The sequence below is a fragment of the Mesorhizobium sp. 2RAF21 genome (assembly GCF_052115345.1).
GTDB classification, from domain to species: domain Bacteria; phylum Pseudomonadota; class Alphaproteobacteria; order Rhizobiales; family Rhizobiaceae; genus Mesorhizobium; species Mesorhizobium terrae.
The window spans coordinates 235,943-254,517 of sequence record NZ_JBFRGM010000006.1 but is presented as its reverse complement, the minus strand read 5'-3'; the positions used below and the strand labels follow the sequence as shown (position 1 = coordinate 254,517).

Here is an 18,575-nt window from a genome sequence, read left to right as displayed (position 1 = left end):
CCTCACGCGCCGTTTTTCGGCTTTTCGAGATGGCCGCCGAAGGCATAACGCATCGCAGACAGGAGCTTGTCGGCGAAGGCGGACTCGCCCTGCGAGGAGAAGCGGTCGAACAGAGCCGACGACAACACCGGCGCCGGCACGCCGGTGTCGATGGCGGCCTTGAGCGTCCAGCGGCCTTCGCCGGAATCGGAGACGCGGCCGCCGAACTGCGCCAGCGCAGGGTCGGCCTTGAGCGCGCTGGCGGTGAGATCGAGCAGCCATGAGCCGATCACCGAACCGTGGCGCCACACTTCGGTGACCGCGGGCAGGTCGATGTCGAACTGGTAATATTGCGGCTCGCTGAGCGGCGAGGTCTCGGCGTCGGCGCTGCGGTCGGCCTTGCCGGAATTGGCGGCCTTCAGGATATTCACGCCCTCGGCATAGGCGGCCATGACGCCATATTCGATGCCGTTATGCACCATCTTGACGAAGTGGCCGGCGCCGCTCGGGCCGCAGTGCAGGTAGCCGAAAGGCGCGGTGCCCGCCGCCTTGTCGGGATTGGCGCCATGGTCGGCGCCGGGCGCCAGCGAAGCGAGGATCGGGTCGAGATGTTTCACCGCATCGTCGGGACCGCCGATCATCAGGCAGTAGCCGCGTTCCAGCCCCCAGACGCCGCCGCTGGTGCCGACATCGACGAAAGCCAGGCCCTTGGTCGCGAACTTCGCCGCCTGGTCGACCGCGTCGCGATAGTTGGAATTGCCGCCATCGATGATGATGTCGCCCTTGTCCATGAACGCCGCCACCTGGTCGGCGACCTTGCCGGTGATGGCGGCCGGCAGCATCAGCCAGACCGCGCGCGGCTTGGCCAGCTTGCCGACGAACTCCTCCAGCGAGCCGGCGCCAGTGGCACCTTCCTTGACCAGGGCTTCGACGCTGGCCGGGTTGATATCGTAGACGACGCATTCATGGCCGTCGCGCTGCAGGCGCCTGACCATGTTGGCGCCCATCCTGCCCAGTCCCATCATTCCGATCTGCATGTTCGCTTCCTGCTCGCTGAAATTGGCCTGCCCGATCGCCCTGCCCGCCGGCTTCGGGCCGACGCAACCGAGACGCCGACAATCTCCGATCCGTCGCCATCAAGCCAGAAGAATGTGAAGGGGATTTCAAAGGAACGGCGCCGGGCCCGTTCTTCGCGATCGGGAATGGCACACACGGCGCCGCGCCATTTGCCTCAGGCGCACATCGGCGCCGGTTCCTCGAGCCGGTAGATCAGGCCCGGTTGCACGATCCATTCGCCGGGACGAAGCGCTTCGACGGCGAAGCGTCCGGTCGCGGTGCGCGGCATGACGCCGGCGAAACGGTAACGGCGGCCGCCCTCGTCGAGGACCGCGTCGCGGATCGGCTCGCCGGCGAGGTGCCCGACCACGGGGCCGACCGCCTTCAAATTGGCCAGGACAAAATACTCCGTCGGTATGGAGTTGGTCCTGGTCAGGAAGCGGAACTGGGAGACGGGTCTTTGCATGGAACGGGGATCGCGGCACTTCCAGCCGGCCACAGCCGCCAATGGCCGGACCGTCTGCATGGGAACCCCATTGGATTACCGCGTGCGCGGATAAGAATTCGAGACGGGATCGAGGCGCAAAAGATCAAGAAAAGATAAGGAGCTGTGGCGGGCGAGCCATTGGCGATCGGCCTGCCGTCATCAAGCCAGAAGAATGTGGAGGGGATTTCGAACCGGGTGGCCTCCCTTGCCGGCGCCCTGGTCGACCAGCACGGCAGGCTGAAGAAGCGGCGAACCACTCTGCGCCCGTCATTCCGGGCAAGCGAGGCGAAGCCGAGTGCCGACCCGGAACCCATTGAGAAGCGCGGCCGGGAACGAAGATCGTGCCGATGGGAATGAAGCACGCAGCGCCGGTTCGGCTGCATGAACGGTTCAGAACGAGGACCGGGCCGTGCCTTACGATGTTGCGACCAATGGGTTCCGGATAGCCTTCGCTGCGCTTCGGCTTCCGGAATGACGACAGCGCTACCCCTCAACGCTCATAGCGTCGGGTTTGTGGGCGTCACTCTCTACCCCGATGCCAGCCTTCGATGGTGCAGCCGCTCAGCTGTTCGGCGACGTTGACGGGAACGTGCCTCACCGTCTCGGCGAAGGTCCACAGATGGCCTTCCGGATCGCGGGCCCGATATCTCGCGTCCTCCACGATTTATTATGAGATTATGTTAGCAATGACTGTTAGTTATTAACTAAGCGCATTATCTCAGATAGATGGCCAACGATCACAAACTTGCACTTCTAGAGAACAGCATCTCTTATTTTAGAGAGGCCGTACGCTATGCTCACCGAGAAGAGCACAGCGCTGATAAATGGAAATTTGCGATTGTTAATGTTGTTCAGGCAATGGAGTTAGCCTTCAAGGAATATTTGAGGCTTATCCATCCAGCATTCGTTTTAGAATCCATAGACAAACCCGGCAAGACCGTTGGGATAAATTTAGCGCTTTCTCGAATAAAAGATCCAACAATAGGAAACATTTCGATCAGCGATGTCGATCATTTAAAGATTCGATCTGCGATAAATTTACGAAATGAACTGGTCCATTATGAATTCGATCATGGAATAGAGGCAACTGAGGCGAAGTTCTCGGAGATATTCGCTTTCGTGATTTTCTTTTATCGCGAGCATTTGGATCTCACCCCTCCAGATTTCATAGACGAGGATGACCTCCAGAAAATTCTACAACGTGTTAAGGCTCGCGCCGAAATGCTCCAAAAGGCGCGCATCTACGCAAAGAGCAATGAAGGGGAAGTCTGGCTTTGCCCAGAATGCAATGAAGACACGTTTATCGTTGCCGAGGAGCAATGTTGCTTCTGCCAGCGGAGAGAACTTGTATCAGACTGTGAATCGTGCGGGCAAATGGTGTTTGCTTGTGATGTGATAGAAACGGACAGCTTCCTTGAGTGGGATTATGATGAAGGTCGAATGACACTGATTGAGCGTTATGATTTGCCGGCAACTTGTTGTCCTGAGTGCAGCTCTGGCATCACGGCCAAAATCGAGGATTTCAGGCGCGCCCAATATTATGAAGATTTGGCGAAGGAAAGTCGTAGATAGTAGAAGGTTTTTTGGTAAATCGACGATTAACAGTCGATATCGCTGACGCGATCATCGCTCCAACATAGACCAACTCCCGAGGTAGCTTGGGTCGTCTAAATTCAGAGAGCTGAGTACCAGGTCCTTTGCCTTGTATCGCTATCGCCTCCTCACCCCCGCCCGGCCAGAAACGCCGGCAGGTCGGCGACCGAGGCCAGCACGACGTCGGCGAGCGGGGCCAGCGATTCGCGCGTGCCGGTGCCGGACAGGACACCGACCGCCAGGCCGCAGCCGCCGGCGCGGGCCATGTCGAGGTCGTGACGATTGTCGCCGACCATGGCAACCTCGGACGGCTTCAGACCGGTGAGGTCGCAGAAGGCCAGCACCGCGTCCGGCGCCGGCTTCGGGTTGGCGACCGCGTCATAGCCATAGGCGGCGTCGAACAGCTGCGCCATGCCGATCGCGGAAAGTGTGCGCTCGCAGCCGGCGGTCGAATCGTTGGTGGCGACCCCCAGCCGGTAGGATTTCGCATGCAACGCCGCCAGCGCTCCGGCGATGCCCGGCAGCGGCACGGCCATTGCCGAGCCCTGTTCGGTGCTGATTTCGTTGAAATGGTCCAGCGCCTCGCGCTGTTCGGCCGCCGACAATTCCGGGAACCACAGCGCGATGATGTCGGCATTGGTGCCGGCTGCGAAGATGGAATCGGCCTTGAAACCCTTGGTCTCGAAATCATAACCGGCCTTGGCCAGCAATTCGTCGGCCTTGGCGCGGTCGCCAGCCGCCGCCTCCAGCGCCATGCGGTCCGCCACCCCCGACCAGGTGGCGTGAAAATCGATCAGTGTCCCGTCCTTGTCGAAAAGGATGCCCTTGATGCCCGCCAAAATTTCTTACTCCCGTCCGCTTAGCCGGTGAATATGTCCCACCAGCCCGGCGGTCGAGGCATCCCTCCTGGCGGCATTCTCCTTGCCCTCAACGACAGGAAGCAGGCTTGTCGCCAGTTCCTTGCCGAGTTCGACGCCCCACTGGTCGAAGGAATTGATGTCATAGAGCGTGCCCTCGACGAAGACGCGGTGTTCGTAAAGCGCGATCAGCCGGCCGAAAGTGCGCGGGTCGAGCTTGCGGTAGAGAATGGTGAGCGACGGCCGATTGCCCGAGAAGACCCGGTGCGGGGCGATCTTGTCGACCTGCTCGGGCTTCATGCCCTTGGCCAGCATCTGGGCGCGCGCCTCTTCCAGCGTGCGGCCTTTCATCAACGCTTCCGACTGCGCCACGACATTGGCGAGCAGGAGATCGTGATGGTGCTTCAGGTCCGGCTCGTGGCCGACAGCGGCGGCGATGAACTCGACCGGGATGATGTCGGTGCCCTGGTGCAGCAACTGGAAGAAGGCGTGCTGGCCATTGGTGCCGGGCTCGCCCCACACCAGCGGGCCGGTCGGCGTCACCGCGCCGGCGCTGTCCAGCATGACGCTCTTGCCGTTCGATTCCATATCGAGCTGCTGGAGATAGGCCGGCAGGCGCGACAGGCGCTGGTCGTAGGGAATGACCGCGCGGGCCGGGTAGCCGCAGACGACGCGATGCCAGAACCCGACCAGGCCGAGCAGCACCGGCAGGTTCCTGGTCAGCGGCGCGGCGACGAAATGCTCGTCCATCTCATGCGCGCCGGAAAGCATGGCGCGGAAGTTTTCCGGCCCGACGGCGATCATCACCGGCAGGCCGATGGCGCCCCACACCGAATAACGCCCGCCAACCCAGTCCCAGAAGCCGAACACACGGTCCTTCTCGATGCCGAACTTGGCGACGAGGTCGAGCGCGGTGGAGACGGCGGCGAAATGCTTGCCGACCGCTTCCTTGCCGAGCTTGGCCTCCACCCATTTGCGCGCCGTTTCGGCGTTGGTCATGGTCTCGACGGTGGTGAAGGTCTTGGAGGCGACGATGAACAAGGTCGTCTCCGCCGACAGGCCCTTCAGCGTGTCATGCATATGGGCGCCGTCGATGTTGGAGACGTAGTGCGCGCGCGGCCCGTCGTGATAGGGAGCGAGCGCCAGCGTCGCCATGACAGGGCCAAGGTCGGAGCCGCCGATGCCGATGTTGACGATGTCGGTGATCTTCTTGCCGGTATGGCCGGCCGCCTTGCCCGAGCGGATCGCGTCGGCGAAGACGCTCATCGCGTCGAGCACCGAGCGGACGTCCTTCTGCACGTCCTGGCCGTCGACGGTAAGCCCCTTGCCGGAGAGATTGCGCAGCGCCGTGTGCAATACGGCGCGGTCCTCGGTAATGTTGATATGTTTGCCGGCAAACATCGCAGCGCGCCTGCCTTCGACATCGGCGGCCTTGGCTAGGCCCTCGAGCAACTCCATGGTCCGGGCGTCGACCGCGCATTTCGACCAGTCGAGCAGAAGGTCGCCGTCCAGCGCCGAGAAGCGCTTGAAGCGGTCCGGATCGGCGGCGAAGACCGCGCGCATGTTCATCGATGTGGCGGCGCGATGGGCGCGAAGGGCGGCGAGCTGTTTGTCGAAAGCGGTGCGGTCCACGGCGATCTCCGGAGGTAGCGGGGGTGGTTCGGCCGCAGTCTAGCAGAGCGAATGCGGCAAGCGAGAGGCTGGTGACGAACTTATCTCGCGGAGTTTCAATCGGTTCAAGCGCCTCGTCGGAGCACCACGGGGCTTTGCTCATCCTTGCACGACATATGACGATCGAAATTCGTCGCCACTGTCGGTCTGGTTCCACGCCCCTGTGCCAAATACCACCGTTCCGGCATGGATTCCCGACACTCTCCGGTCGCTTCGCTCCCTCACGAGGTCGGGAATAACGGAAGGCAAGGGACGTCTCGGCCGATCTCCAGCGCTGGGGATAGGCCAGCGTTCTCGATTTGCACGAGGCAAGGAAAGCTCGTCATTCCCGACCTCGTGAGCGACCGTAGGGAGCGGAGAGTGTCGGGAATCCATGCCGGAACGGGAAATTGTCGCGCGATGCCCGTGTCACGACACTAGCGGTGACCAACATCAACCAAAGCGAGAAATTTCTACCCTCCGTTGTTCACGGCGGGGAATGAAGGATCACTGGCATAAATCCCAGCGATCAGAAAAATTGATTGGCGCAACCCCTTGTACCAATCATACAGTTCACTGGTCCACAAAACAAAAAAGACTGTCCACCGAGGAGCGCTAGGATATGCCACAGAGAAACGACACCGCGATATGGTCGGGCCTGTTCAGGATTTCCGCCGAGTCCGGCCAAACCCTGCAGGCACAGATCCGCCAGGCGATCGTGGCAGCCATCCTCGACCGTCAGATCGCCGCTTCCATGCCGCTTCCTTCGTGCCGCATCCTGGCCGAAAAACTCGGCGTCGCGCGCGGCACGGTGGTGCTGGCCTTCCAGCAGCTCGTCGACCAGGGCTTCCTGGTGGCGCGCGAGCGGCGCGGCCACTTCGTCAATCCGGAAGTGCTGGCGACGCCGGCCAAGCCGCAGAAGACGCCGGAACAGTCCAACGAGATCGACTGGAAAGCACGCCGCCAGATCGCCGCCAGCGACATGCCGCCGCCGGCCAAGCACGACAACTGGATCAAGTCGTCATATCCGTTCGTATACGGCCAGTTCGACCCGGCGCTGTTCCCCACCGCCGAGTGGCGCGAGTGCAACCGCATGGCGCTGGCCGTGCTGGAGATCCGCAACTGGGCCTCCGACATGGTCGACCGCGACGACCCGCTGCTGATCGAACAGATCCAGGCGCGGCTGTTGCCGCGGCGCGGCATCTTCGCCAATCCGGACGAGATCATCGTCACGCTGGGCGCCCAGAACGCACTTTACATGCTGGCCACGCTGCTGATGACCAAGGGTTCGAAGGTGGCGATGGAAGACCCGGGCTATCCCGACGCCCGCTCGATCTTCCGGCTGGCCGGCGCCGATATCCAGCCAGTGCCTGTCGACCAGTCCGGCATCGTCACCTCGGCGATCCCGTCGGATTCCGGTTTTGTCTTTGTCACGCCGAGCCACCAGTGCCCGACCATGGTGCCGCTGTCGCAGGAGCGCCGGCAGGACCTTCTGGCGCGGGCCAACCGCCACAACCAGATCATCATCGAGGACGGCTATGACAGCCAGTTGCTGGACGAGGCGCCGCAGCAGGCGCTGAAGAGCATCGATCGCTCCGGCCGCGTCGTCTATGTCGGTTCGATGTCGAAGACGCTGGCTCCGGGCCTGCGGCTTGGCTACATCGTGGCCTCGGCCGGACTGATCGCGGAACTGCGCGCGCTGCGCCGCTTCATGCTGCGCCATCCGCCGGCCAACAACCAGCGCGCGGTGGCGCTGTTCCTCTCGCTCGGCCATCACGAGGCGCTCGTGCGGCGTCTGTCGTCGGCCTTCGACGAGCGGCGCAAGCGGCTGGTGCACGCGATCTCGGCCTTCCTGCCGGAATGGCGCGCCACCGATTCGGCCGGCGGCACGTCGCTCTGGCTGGAGGGCCCGCGCGGAACGGATTCGCGTGACCTCGCCGGCGCAGCGGCCAGCCGCAGCGTCATCATCGAGCCGGGCGACCGCTTCTTCGACCGTACCGACAAGCCGTCGCGTTTCATGCGCTTGGGCATCTCGTCCATTTCGCTGCAACATATCGAACCCGGCATCCGCGAGCTGGCCACTGCGGCCGGCCGCCGCCCGGCAGCCGCTTAGCCGCATCCTCCCAAACGGCTCATCTTCGCCCGGCCTCGCGCCGGGCGATTTTCTTTTCGGGGACAGGACGGTCGGAGCCGGCAAACATGTTAGCCGGCGCAACTTTTGTGCCGATCGTGCCCTGCAAGGGCGTTGTCGATGGTCAATCCAATCGTCCAGTCGACAGTGGTCGGGCAGCGCCGCCTCGCGTCACTGCAGCCGCAAGGCGAAAGAGACGGGCAGGCACATTGGCAGCAGCCACCAAACGCCTGCGGTCAGCAGACTGAGCGCGGCAAGCACGCCGGTCCATACCAGTAGGTTTGCCAAATGCCCCTCCTTGGACCGGCGGCCAAAATCCCGCGCTGGAACCCATTGGGCCAGAGACGCACCAAATCCGGTGACGATAGGCCAAGCCATCACCCAACGGCGCGAATGCGCGCACGCGCGTATAGTCCAGCCAAACACCTTCGGGCGGGCTCCCTAACGATGCATTCGACGGTGCTGGTTGTCGCTGTGACGCGACCGGGGACGAAATGCCCTTCCGCGGGTTCTAGGGCCTTGGGCGCAGGAACATGCCGCCGAATTTGCCCTCGGGCGTCAGGTCGAAACTCCATTCCACTTCGCCATGCTCGAACCGCACGTCGTAGACGTCCCAACCTTCCTGGCTGACACCCCGGAATGTCACATCGACCAGCGCACCCAGACGCGCCAGGTCGTTGGCGATAACGTCCTTCTGCGCGCGCGCCGCCGCCGCCAATGCCGGGCTCATCCGCTCGTAGTCGGGCTCGCCGCGCATATGGTCGCTGATGGTCGCGCGCAACAACGCTTCGCTGCCCGGTACCGGCGTCCTGTCGCGGATACGCTTGGCCAGGGCCGCATCCATCTCGCGGCTGGCGGTCTCGTCGATGCGCTGCGCGGTCATATCCAGACCGCCCTGGTGCAGCACCAGCCTGTCGACGGCGCCATCGGCCGAGCGTTGAAAAGTGATCTGCGCCGGCACCAGCTTGAGGAAGAAGGAGCGATCGCTTTCGGGAAAGGCTTCCACCTCCGGCTGGCCGGTCACCTGGATGAAGAGATGGTCGCCACGATGGATGACGGCGAGGCCCGGCCCGTCTTCCAGCCGATAATGGCCGGCATAATCGGCGTAGACGGCCCGGTCGATCTCGACCTCGGTGCGCGGTCTTGCCTGTTCGTAGCGACGCCAGGCGATGGCGTCCGATGAGGTGTCGGTCATCTTGGTCTCCTTGGTCAGGTTGACGAGATCGTCGATCGAGACATGGCCGCCGCCGGCGAGTTTTGCGCGCATCGCCTCGACGATGGACAGGCCGTGCTCGGCCCGTTCGCGCGTTTCGCGCAGCACGGAATGCTGCATGGCCAGCATGCGCTCGAGGTCGGTTTCACGGCCGGCCAGCAGGCCGGCGATGGTGGAAAGCGAGAGGCCGAGCCGCTTCAGCGCCAGCACCTCGGTCAGGCGGGCGATGTCGGCGGTGCCGTAGAGCCGCCAGTCCTTTTGGGTGCGGCGCGGCCTGATCAGCCCGTAGCGTTCGTAGAGTCGCAACGCCCGCACCGTCAGCCCGATGCGATCGGCGCATTCGGCGGCACTCAGCCATTCGGTCACGGCGATGTGATTGTCTGTTGTCCGGTCGTCCATGAACCCTCCTGAAGACCGCTGTAAGGTATGACCATAGGTTCGGCTCAAGCTGTTTTTTGGGCACTTTTTTTGGCAACGCCGCAGCAAGCGATTTTTCCGTCGGCCGAGCCCTCTCTGGTCCATCTGCCGGAATGGGCTGGCCCATAGGCTGCACCAATGGGCTTGGCATAGTTCGCAAAACAAGGGGAAAGAGCCGCGCGATGGTGGACCAACCGCCACGTGTCCGGCTTCAGCAAGAAGCAGTGGAGGTTTTCCATGTCGATGGCCGCGGAAAAGCAGGATTTGCAAGGCGACAGCCGGTCACGCCGGTCCGGCGGACGCGAGGCGCGACGCGCCATGCGCGCAGCACCTCTGGCCGATGATATTAGGCCAGTGCGCGCCGGGCTCGAAGGCGGACGCTACGGCCCGCTGAGCCAGAACGACCGAGAACGCATCCACGAAGCGGTGTTGACGCTGCTCGAGACCGTCGGTTTCGCCAACGCCATTCCCTCCTGCATCGAGGCCTTGATCGGCGTCGGCGCCAGCTACAGCGACGATGGCCGCATCCGTTTTCCGCGCGCGCTAGTGCTCGACACGATCAAGAAGGCGGCGCGCAATTTCACCCTGCACGGCCAGGATCCCAAGCATGACATGCTGATCCAGGGCAAACGCGTGCATTACGGCACGGCGGGCGCCGCCGTGCATCTGGTCGATGTCGAGAAGCGGGAATATCGCGAGAGCCTGCTGCAGGACATCTATGACGCCGCCCGCATCGTCGACGGGCTGGACAACATCCATTTCTTCCAGCGGCCGATGGTGCCGCGCGACATTCCCGACCCGCTCGAGATGGATTTCAACACGCTTTATGCCTGCGTGATGGGAACCTCCAAACATGTCGGCACCTCGTTCACGGTGCGCGAGAATGTGAAGCCGGCGCTGGAGATGCTTTACGCGATCGCCGGCGGCGAGGAGAATTTCCGTGCCCGGCCCTTCGTTTCCAACTCCAACTGCTTCGTCGTGCCGCCGATGAAGTTCGCCGAGGATGCCTGCGGCGTGCTGGAGGCCTGCGTGGAAGGCGGCATTCCGATCCTGCTGCTTTCGGCCGGCCAGGCCGGCGCCACCGCGCCGGCGGCGATTGCCGGGGCCGTGGTGCAGGCGGTGGCCGAAGTGCTGGCGGGTCTCGTCTATGTCAACGCGCTGAAGCCCGGCCATCCCGCCATCTTCGGCACCTGGCCCTTCGTTTCCGACCTGCGCACCGGCGCCATGTCGGGCGGTTCGGCCGAGCAGGCACTGTTGACGGCGGCCTGCGCGCAGATGGCGCAATTCTACGATTTGCCGGGTGGTTCGGCGGCGGGCATGGCCGATTCCAAGCTGCCGGACATCCAGTCCGGTTTCGAAAAGGGCATTACCGACGTGATGGCCGGCCTGTCGGGGCTGAACCTGATTTATGAATCGGCCGGCATGCACGCCTCGCTGCTCGGCTTCTGCCTGGAAAGCCTGATCATCGACAACGACATGATCGGCCAGTGCCTGCGCTGCGTGCGCGGCATCGAGGTGACCGACGAGGCGCTGTCCATCGATACGATCACCGAGGTCTGCCTCAATGGCCCGGGCCACTATCTCGGCAACGACCAGACGCTGAAGCTGATGCAGACGGAGTATTTCTATCCGGCCATCGGCGACCGTTTCTCGCCGAAGGAATGGAACGAGAGGGGCAAGCCCGACATCCTGCAGCGTGCGATTGCCGAAAAGAAGCGCATCCTGGCCGAACGTTTCCCGCACCACGTGCCGCGCGCCATCGACGACCGCCTGCGCCAGCGCTTCGACGGCCTCATCCACCTGACCCGTGCGAATATGGGTGGGTGAGAAGCGGTCCGCGCAGCGGACGAAAAGCCAACTGCTTGGCTTTTCGAGCTTCGAACGCCCCGAGCCTGCGAGGGGCCGGGAGGCGGTTCGCCTTCGGGCAGATCAAAACGCCCGGTGGACGTTTTGAAGGGTTTGAACGCCCGAAGGGCAGCGAGTTTGCGAGGGTCAGGTCGCAGTTTTGTCCCAGCCCTCGGCATAGCCTCGGGCGTTCGAACCCTTTGAAAGGTCCACTGGACCTTTCAATTCGCCTCCGGCGAACCGGGTTCTCACCCCCTCATCCGTCTCGGCGCTGCGCGCCGATCCACCTTCTCCCACAGGGGGAGAAGGAAGATATCCCACCATTGCCCCCGCCTTGTTCCTCGTGGAACAGTGCGGTCGCAACGCCGGAGCAGCACCATGGCAGCATCCCCCCAGGAAAACCTGACCACCTTCCTCGACAATCTCAAGGAGGCGGTCGGGCTGAAGGCGACGTGCGAGACGCCGCTTTCGCGCGCATGGCGCCGCGTGGTGGACGGTCTTTCCCACGGCCCTGGCGAAACCCGGGACGTGCGGCGGCCAACGCTCCCGCCGGCATGCGCCCATCTTGAGGCCTGCTACGATGGCTTGCGGGACGCCGAACTGCCCATGCGCGGGCTCGGCAAGGCGTTCCAGGCGATCGAACCCGTTCTGGCGTGGAGCAACCGGGCCGAACGGCGCGCAGCCGACGGGCTGGCCGACCGCTACGCCGACGCGATGATCGTCGGCCGCGACGGCCCGGTGCCAAGCACGCATGTCGAGATCGGCGTCTCGGTAATGGCGCCCGACACGATCTATCCCGATCACCGGCATCCGCCGGAAGAGGTCTATATCGCGCTGTCGGCCGGCGCATGGCGGCAGAATGACGGTCCCTGGAACGAACCCGGCATCGGCGGCCTCATCTACAATCCCGCCCATATCGTGCATGCGATGCGCTCGGGCGACAAAGCCTTCCTGGCCATCTGGTGCCTGCCGCTTCCTTAGCCGGCGAAGTACTGACTTCCCTTCTCCCCTTGCGGGAGAAGGTGGATCGGCGCGCAGCGACGAGACGGATGAGGGGTGTTGGAAGAAACGAGGCGTTTCAGAACCAATCCCCGCATCAACACCAACGCAGTTTGCGACGCAGCGCTCCGTCCAACACCCCTCATCCGCCCTCGCTTCCGGCGGCTTCGCCGCCGAGCTCAGGCACCTTCTCCCACAAGGGGAGAAGGGAAAAACAAATCAGCCTCACCCCACCGCGCCCGCTGCCCCCAGCAGCACCACCACCAGCCACGGCGGCGCCTTGGCGAAGACCAGCAGCAGGAAGCCGCCGACGGCGAAAACAATGTCGAGCGGCCCGGCGATGGCGCTGATCAGGACCGGGTCGTAGAAGGCGGCGGCGAGGATGCCGACCACCGCGGCATTGGCGCCGCGCATCGCCGCCTGCGCCCTCGGCAAGGCCCGCAAGCCGTCCCAGAACGGCAGGGCGCCATAGACGAGCAGCAGGCCGGGCAGGAAGATCGCCACCAGCGCCAGCATTGCACCCAGCGGCCCGTTGGGCACGACGCCGGAGACGGCGCCTAAATAGGCCGCGAAGGTGAAAAGCGGGCCGGGCACGGCCTGGGCGGCGCCATAGCCGGCGAGGAACTGCTGCACCGGCACCCAGCCGGGTTCGGCCACCGCGTTCTGCAGCAATGGCAGCACGACATGGCCGCCGCCGAACACCAGCGCGCCGGAGCGGTAGAAGGCGTCGAAGAAGGCGAGCAGATGGCTGCCGGTCCAGGCGCCGAGTAGCGGCGGCAGTACAAGCAGGACGACGGACAGGACAAGGGCGGCAATGGCCGCGCGGCGCCCGACCGGAAAAGCCGGATGCCGTGGCGTGGCACCGGCCTCGCCGCCGCAGAACAGCAGCCCGGCGACCGCGCCGACGGCGATGGCGGCGACCTGGCCCAGCCAGCCGGCGACGAGGCTTGCCAGAGCAAGTGCCATAAGCGCGATGGCGATGCGCTGGCGGTCCGGGGTCAACGCTCTCACCATGCCCCACAACGCCTGCGCCACCACGGCGGCGGCGACCAGCTTGAGGCCGTGCAGCACGCCCTCTCCCACCGGATTGTCGAGCACGCCGGCGCCCAGCGCGAAAGCCGTGAGCAGCAGCGCCGACGGGAGCGTAAAACCCGCCCAGGCGACGATGCCGCCGGCCAGCCCGCCGCGCAGCACGCCGAGCGAAAAGCCGACCTGGCTGGAGGCCGGCCCCGGCAGGAACTGGCAGAGCGCCACCAGATCGGCGTAGCTCGCCTCGTCGATCCACTTGCGCCGCACCACGAAGGCGTCGCGAAAATAACCGAGATGGGCGATCGGGCCGCCGAAGGAGGTGAGGCCGAGGCGCAGGAACGCGCCGAACACCTCGGCAAGGCGCGATCCGGCGGCGGTTTCCGTATCGATCTTTTCCGTCACCTTGCCCGTCGCCCCGTTTGCGCGGCGATCCTAGCTGCTCGTCTCAAACGGGCAAGCGTCTCGACATGGAATTCTCGCTCTCCGGTTCACCCTTCGGGCTCGCCACCTCTGCCCCCGCCTTCGGCAGGGGCGAGGAACCAATGCAGCGATGCGAGCGCCTTTCCAGCTTGGGTTCCTCGCCCCCATGAAATGGGGGAGAGGTGGCGCCGCGCAGTGGCGACGGAGAGGGGGTCGGAACCGATCTTTGAGACGAACCGCTTCCCGGCCCTCGGCTACGGCCTCGGGCGTTCGAGCCCTTTGAAAGGTCCACCGGACCTTTCAATTCGCCTGCGGCGAACCGGGCTCTCACCCCTCCGCCTGTTCCCCCAGCCGTGCGCGCCCACGCGGCACGCCGAGGCCGGTGTCCGGGGGTTCGCCGGCGGCGGGCCGTTCCTCCTCGATCATGTGCATGGTGCGCCATCCGCCGAAGCGGTAGTAGGCGGCGGCCAGCGCCAGCGAGGCGATCGAACCGGCGGGAAAACTCCACCACAGCGCCTCCTGGCCAAGCCAATCGCGCAGCGAATAGGCAAAGCCGGTGCGGATGAGGAGCACCGAGACGATCAGGATGATCAGCGGCGGCAGCACCGCGCCTGTGGCGCGCACCGTGGCAAACAGCACGATGGTGACGCCGAACAGGATGAACGACCACGAGGCGGCGTTGTTGATGTGCTCCGCGATGTCGACCGCGGTGCTGTCATTGGCCAGGAACAGGCCGAGGATCGGGCGGTCGAACAGATGGAGCAACACCACCAGCGAGCCGGTCAGCAACAGGTTGAAGCCGACGCCGGCGGCGGCGATGCGGCCGATGCGGTCCCAGCGGCGGGCGCCGACATTCTGCGCCGCCATGGACGAGACGGCGGCGCCGATCGCCAATGCCGGCATCTGGATGTAGGTCCACAATTGCGCGGTGATGCCGTAGGCGGCGGTGACCCGCGAACCGTAGCCGTTGACCAGCCCCATCACCACCAGGGCTGCCATCGAGATGACGATCATCTGCAGGCCCATCGGCACGCCCTTGGCGACGATGATGCGCAGCAGCCTCGGGTCGGGCTTGAGCAAAGCAAGGTCGGGGCCTGCCAGCCGCAGCGGGTGCTTGCGCCGGTAGAGCAGCACAAGGATGGCGATGACGCTCACCGTCTGGCCGATCAGCGTCGCCATTGCCGAACCGGCGATGCCCATTTTGGGAAACGGGCCGATGCCGGCGATGAGCAGCGGGTTCAACACGATGTCGAGCAGCACGGCGAAAGCCATGAAGAAGAACGGCGTGCGCGAATCGCCGGCGCCGCGCAGGATGGTCATGACGAAGCCGAGCAGATTGGCGGCCGGCACCGCCGCGAAGATGACGAGCAGATAGGCACGCGCCAGCGGCATGGCGTCGGGCGGCGTCGCCAACAGGGACAGGATCTTGTCCACCCACAGCCAGCCACCCAGCGCGAAAACAAGCGAGACGATGAAATAGAAGGTGGCGCTGGTGCCGACGATGCGCTTGGCTTCGTCCAGGTTGCGCGCACCGACCGACTGCGCCACCAGGATGGTGGCCGCCATGCCGATGCCGAACATGGTGCCGAGCAGCAGGAACAGCACCAGATTGGCATTGGATGTCGCCGCCAGCGCGGTCTCGCCGAGATAACGGCCGACCCAGACCGCGTTGATGGAACCGTTCAGCGATTGCAGCACGTTGGAGCCGAGCACCGGCAGCGCGAAGACCAGCAGCGTGCTGGCGATCGGCCCGCTGGTGAGGTCGCGCGACGGGCGGGCGGCTGGCTTGTCGGTCATTGCATGTCATCCATGGTCGCGGCGTATCGCTGTCTTATCGAAGGCTTTCGCCGATTCACACCGGCGAGGCCGCCGCCTATGCGCCTTTTCCGAATTCCCGTCAATATTACCCGGGTAAAAATATTCAACTTCGACCGCGGAACGCCTGGCCAGGTTGGTGGCAAGAAGTGGCGACTACCGACATGCGTTGCGCCGCAAGCAGTGTCGGGACAGCGCGCAATGTGCATGCTGTCCCGTGCGTCGGCAGCCATATAGGCCGCACCGGCAGGGCAAGGAGGAGGGAGCATGAAAAAAACCTATCACGGCAGTTGCCATTGCGGTCTCATCCGCTTCTTAGCCGAGCTCGATTTCGACGACGGCATCCGGCGCTGCAATTGCAGCTTTTGCCTCAAGGTCGGCTACAAAAAGTCCTTCGCCGCCTACGAGGCGGTCGAGATCACCGGCGGCAAGGAGCGCATGCTCGATTACAAGGCGCGGCCTTCCAACTGGCCGGAAGGCGACATCAACCACTACATGTGCCCGGCCTGCGGCGTGCACACCTTCTCGCGCGGCTATCTCGATTTCATGGGCGGCAATTTCTGGGCGGTGAACGTCGCCTGCCTGGACGATGCCACAGAGGAAGAACTGGCCGCCGCGCCGATCGTCTATGAAGACGGCAAGCGCGACCAGCAGATGCAGGCGCCGGCGATCACCAGATATCTGTAGAGGCTAAATCAGGGTGGGCGCACCGGTGTTTGGCGCGCCGGCAAGGCCGGTGGGAGTGACCGACCTTGCCGGGGCCCGTCCCCCGCAGGACCAGCGACCGACACCTGGAAAAGCTTTCAAGGTCCGATCGAATTCTCGTTTCCGTGGCCGATCTGGACATCGGCAAGGCGACTGAAACCAACGCCACGCGAACCCGGCAACCGTCCCGATGCCGATCTTTGGTCGATCCGGCATCGCCCCATGGACTGCTGCTTGTTGAATAGCACGGAACCGCGATTCGACCTGTGACTTCGCCGCAACAGGACGACACCAATTGAATCCATTCAAATCCTGTTCCAACCCCTTTTCGATCGGAACGCGGCCGAATATCGGCTACGCGACGAACCGTTACCCGTCGCGTTATGGTCACCGCCGGAATACGCTTCCTAAAGGAGGCAAAGCTAAATAAGATTTGGGCGGAAGACAGTGTCCGGGGTGCTCGGGCGATGTGGCGACACCAGATGGTTCCGTCCAGGCAGGCAGTGCGGACCGCCGCTCCGTTCCTGTTGTGGATGGCGCTGCTCACGCTCGCCAACTATCTGTCCAACTCGCTGCTGCGCGTCGAGGGGCTGATTTCCTTCCCGCTCGCTGGCGGCCTGCTGCTGGGGGTCCTGCTTTTGACGCCACGCCAGCGGTGGCCGCGCTACGCGGTGACCGCCTTTCCGCTGCTGGCGCTCACCCGGGGACTGGCGATCGGCCCGGTCGCCGAGATCGTCTCACCGACGACACTGATCTTCACAGGGTCGTCGATCCTGCTCACCTATGCCGCCGCGGTGGTTCTGGGTCGCGACCGCGACTGGATCGAAGGCCGCTCCGACACGCTGAGGGCCTGGGCGCGCTTCGGTGTGGTCGTCATCATTCTCATTCCGCTGGTCTCCGCTTTCGTCCATGCCGCAGTGCGCACGCCGCCGCATGGACACAGCGCCGTGCATTACGGGTTCTACGTGTTCACCAACACGGCCCTGACCTATGTGGTGCTCACCCCGCTGATCCTGCGCCTGCAGCCGCGCCAGCTCATCGAGCTTCATCGCAGCGGCCGCTCCCTGGAAGCGATCGTCTCGCTGGCCGGGTTCGGCCTGTTCGCGGCGCTGATCTTCGAACAGCCCACCGTGCTGCCGCTGTTTCTCCTGTTGCCGCCGCTCATCGGCATCCTGTTCCGCTACGGTTTTGTCGGCATCGTCGCCTCCATCGGGCTGCTGGTGCCCATCGCCATCCTGTTCACCGGCGCCGACTATGGGCCGTTCCACACCATGGCCTTGGAGGACGTGCACAATGCGCTTTTGTTGTGCAGGGTCTTCCTGATCCTGACCTTCGGCATCGTGGTGCTGGTGGCGGCGCTGCTGCACGAACGCGAGCGGCTCCTGCATCTCAGGCAGGCCGACCGCGACATCTACGAAATGGTGGCGCGCCAGTCCGGCGACATGGCCTTCGTCAGCGACCTCGATGGGCGCATCATCTTCATTTCGCCGGTGGCCACCCAGGTGCTCGGCCTCGCCGAAGGCGCGCTTGGCGACTTCGACTGGCGCGCCCATGTCCACCCGGACGACATGGGCATCATCACCGACGGCATGCAGAGGGTGCGCGCCGGCGACGCCGACGTCGCCTATGTTTTCCGCGCCTACGACGTGAACCGCAATCTGCTGTGGTTCGAAAACCGGGTGCGGTTGTCGACGTCCAACAAGGACGCGCCGCGTTTCATCGTCGGTTCGACGCGCGAGGTGACGGCGCGCATCCTACGCGAACAGCAATTGGAGACGATGGCGGCCATCGATGCGCTGACCGGCCTGCCCAACCGGCGCGAGTTCAACGAGCAGAGCCGGTTGAAATGGCGGCAGGCCTCGCGGCTGGGGTCCTATCTTTCACTGCACGTCATCGACGTCGACCGCTTCAAGGACTTCAACGATGTCTATGGCCATGCCAAGGGCGACGATTGCCTGCGCAAGGTGGCGACAGCCATCCGCAACGCGTTGAAGCGGCCGGAGGATTTCTGCGCCCGCTATGGCGGCGAGGAATTCACGGTGCTTCTGCCCGACACCGAACCGGAGGACGCGCTGATGCTGGGCGAGACGATCTGCGCGGCCGTGCGCGAACTTGGCCTGCGCCACGAGGCCAGCGACCATGGCGTGGTCACCGTCAGCATCGGCTGCGCGACGCTCAGGCCGATCTTCACCGATGACGACGGCTCGCTGTTCGAGGCAGCCGACGCCGCGCTTTACCAGGCCAAGCGGCAAGGCCGGAACATGGTCGCGGCGAGCAATCTGCACAAGGTGATCGACATCCCCCACGTCATCCAGCTGCCGACCAAGCGCAGGCGCTGAGCGACGGACGGGAAGCCGCAATCATAGCCAGCATCTCAAA

At 64.2% G+C, this 18,575-nt stretch carries 13 protein-coding genes; 6 read left to right on the top strand and 7 right to left on the bottom strand.

Annotated features, from left to right (window positions below; translation table 11 throughout):
- Positions 1-2: 2 nt before the first annotated feature.
- Together gnd and AB4136_RS12210 are read right to left on the bottom strand one after the other, a co-directional pair.
- Complete coding sequence (gnd, locus tag AB4136_RS12215) at positions 3-1,016, bottom strand: phosphogluconate dehydrogenase (NAD(+)-dependent, decarboxylating) (protein WP_024922351.1); 1,014 nt, start codon at positions 1,014-1,016, stop codon at positions 3-5.
- 194 nt (positions 1,017-1,210) lie between these two features.
- Positions 1,211-1,501, bottom strand: coding sequence for a hypothetical protein (locus AB4136_RS12210; RefSeq protein WP_024922350.1), 291 nt, complete (start codon positions 1,499-1,501; stop codon positions 1,211-1,213).
- Between the two features lie 747 nt (positions 1,502-2,248).
- On the opposite strand from AB4136_RS12210, the gene AB4136_RS12205 reads away from it, so the two are divergent.
- Positions 2,249-3,094 (top strand): hypothetical protein, encoded by an 846-nt coding sequence (locus tag AB4136_RS12205; protein WP_036257056.1) that lies wholly within the window; start codon positions 2,249-2,251, stop codon positions 3,092-3,094.
- A 149-nt stretch (positions 3,095-3,243) separates the two neighbouring features.
- Here AB4136_RS12205 and AB4136_RS12200 read toward each other — a convergent pair whose 3' ends face one another.
- Both AB4136_RS12200 and pgi read right to left on the bottom strand, forming a co-directional pair.
- A complete protein-coding gene (locus tag AB4136_RS12200) occupies positions 3,244-3,954 on the bottom strand; it encodes an HAD family hydrolase (protein WP_024922348.1) in 711 nt (236 codons plus the stop codon).
- Positions 3,955-3,960: 6 nt separating this feature from the next.
- Positions 3,961-5,604 (bottom strand): glucose-6-phosphate isomerase, encoded by a 1,644-nt coding sequence (pgi, locus tag AB4136_RS12195; protein WP_024922347.1) that lies wholly within the window; start codon positions 5,602-5,604, stop codon positions 3,961-3,963.
- 640 nt (positions 5,605-6,244) lie between these two features.
- Between pgi and pdxR the strand changes: the two genes are divergently transcribed.
- Positions 6,245-7,735 carry a MocR-like pyridoxine biosynthesis transcription factor PdxR gene (pdxR, locus tag AB4136_RS12190; protein WP_024924131.1) on the top strand — a complete coding sequence of 497 codons (1,491 nt, stop codon included), beginning with the start codon at positions 6,245-6,247 and terminating at the stop codon, positions 7,733-7,735.
- 529 nt (positions 7,736-8,264) lie between these two features.
- Here pdxR and AB4136_RS12185 read toward each other — a convergent pair.
- Positions 8,265-9,365: a DUF3471 domain-containing protein gene (locus AB4136_RS12185; RefSeq protein WP_024924132.1), complete on the bottom strand. Its 1,101-nt coding sequence runs from the start codon at positions 9,363-9,365 to the stop codon at positions 8,265-8,267.
- 255 nt (positions 9,366-9,620) lie between these two features.
- On the opposite strand from AB4136_RS12185, the gene AB4136_RS12180 reads away from it, so the two are divergent.
- Together AB4136_RS12180 and AB4136_RS12175 are read left to right on the top strand one after the other, a co-directional pair.
- The gene (locus AB4136_RS12180; protein WP_024924133.1) at positions 9,621-11,210 is read left to right on the top strand and encodes a trimethylamine methyltransferase family protein; all 1,590 of its coding nucleotides are present in this window, start codon (positions 9,621-9,623) and stop codon (positions 11,208-11,210) included.
- 396 nt (positions 11,211-11,606) lie between these two features.
- Positions 11,607-12,209, top strand: a complete 603-nt coding sequence (locus AB4136_RS12175) for a dimethylsulfonioproprionate lyase family protein (protein ID WP_024924134.1) — start codon at positions 11,607-11,609, stop codon at positions 12,207-12,209.
- 243 nt (positions 12,210-12,452) lie between these two features.
- Here the strand turns inward: AB4136_RS12175 and chrA are convergent, their stop codons facing one another.
- Positions 12,453-13,658, bottom strand: coding sequence for a chromate efflux transporter (chrA, locus tag AB4136_RS12170; RefSeq protein ID WP_441931240.1), 1,206 nt, complete (start codon positions 13,656-13,658; stop codon positions 12,453-12,455).
- A gap of 345 nt (positions 13,659-14,003) precedes the next feature.
- Entirely contained in the window at positions 14,004-15,473 is a 1,470-nt protein-coding gene (locus AB4136_RS12165; protein ID WP_024924136.1) for an MATE family efflux transporter, read from the bottom strand.
- 285 nt (positions 15,474-15,758) lie between these two features.
- On the opposite strand from AB4136_RS12165, the gene AB4136_RS12160 reads away from it, so the two are divergent.
- Complete coding sequence (locus AB4136_RS12160) at positions 15,759-16,178, top strand: GFA family protein (protein ID WP_024924137.1); 420 nt, start codon at positions 15,759-15,761, stop codon at positions 16,176-16,178.
- 500 nt (positions 16,179-16,678) lie between these two features.
- The gene (locus AB4136_RS12155; RefSeq protein WP_024927531.1) at positions 16,679-18,535 is read left to right on the top strand and encodes a sensor domain-containing diguanylate cyclase; all 1,857 of its coding nucleotides are present in this window, start codon (positions 16,679-16,681) and stop codon (positions 18,533-18,535) included.
- Positions 18,536-18,575: the final 40 nt, after the last annotated feature.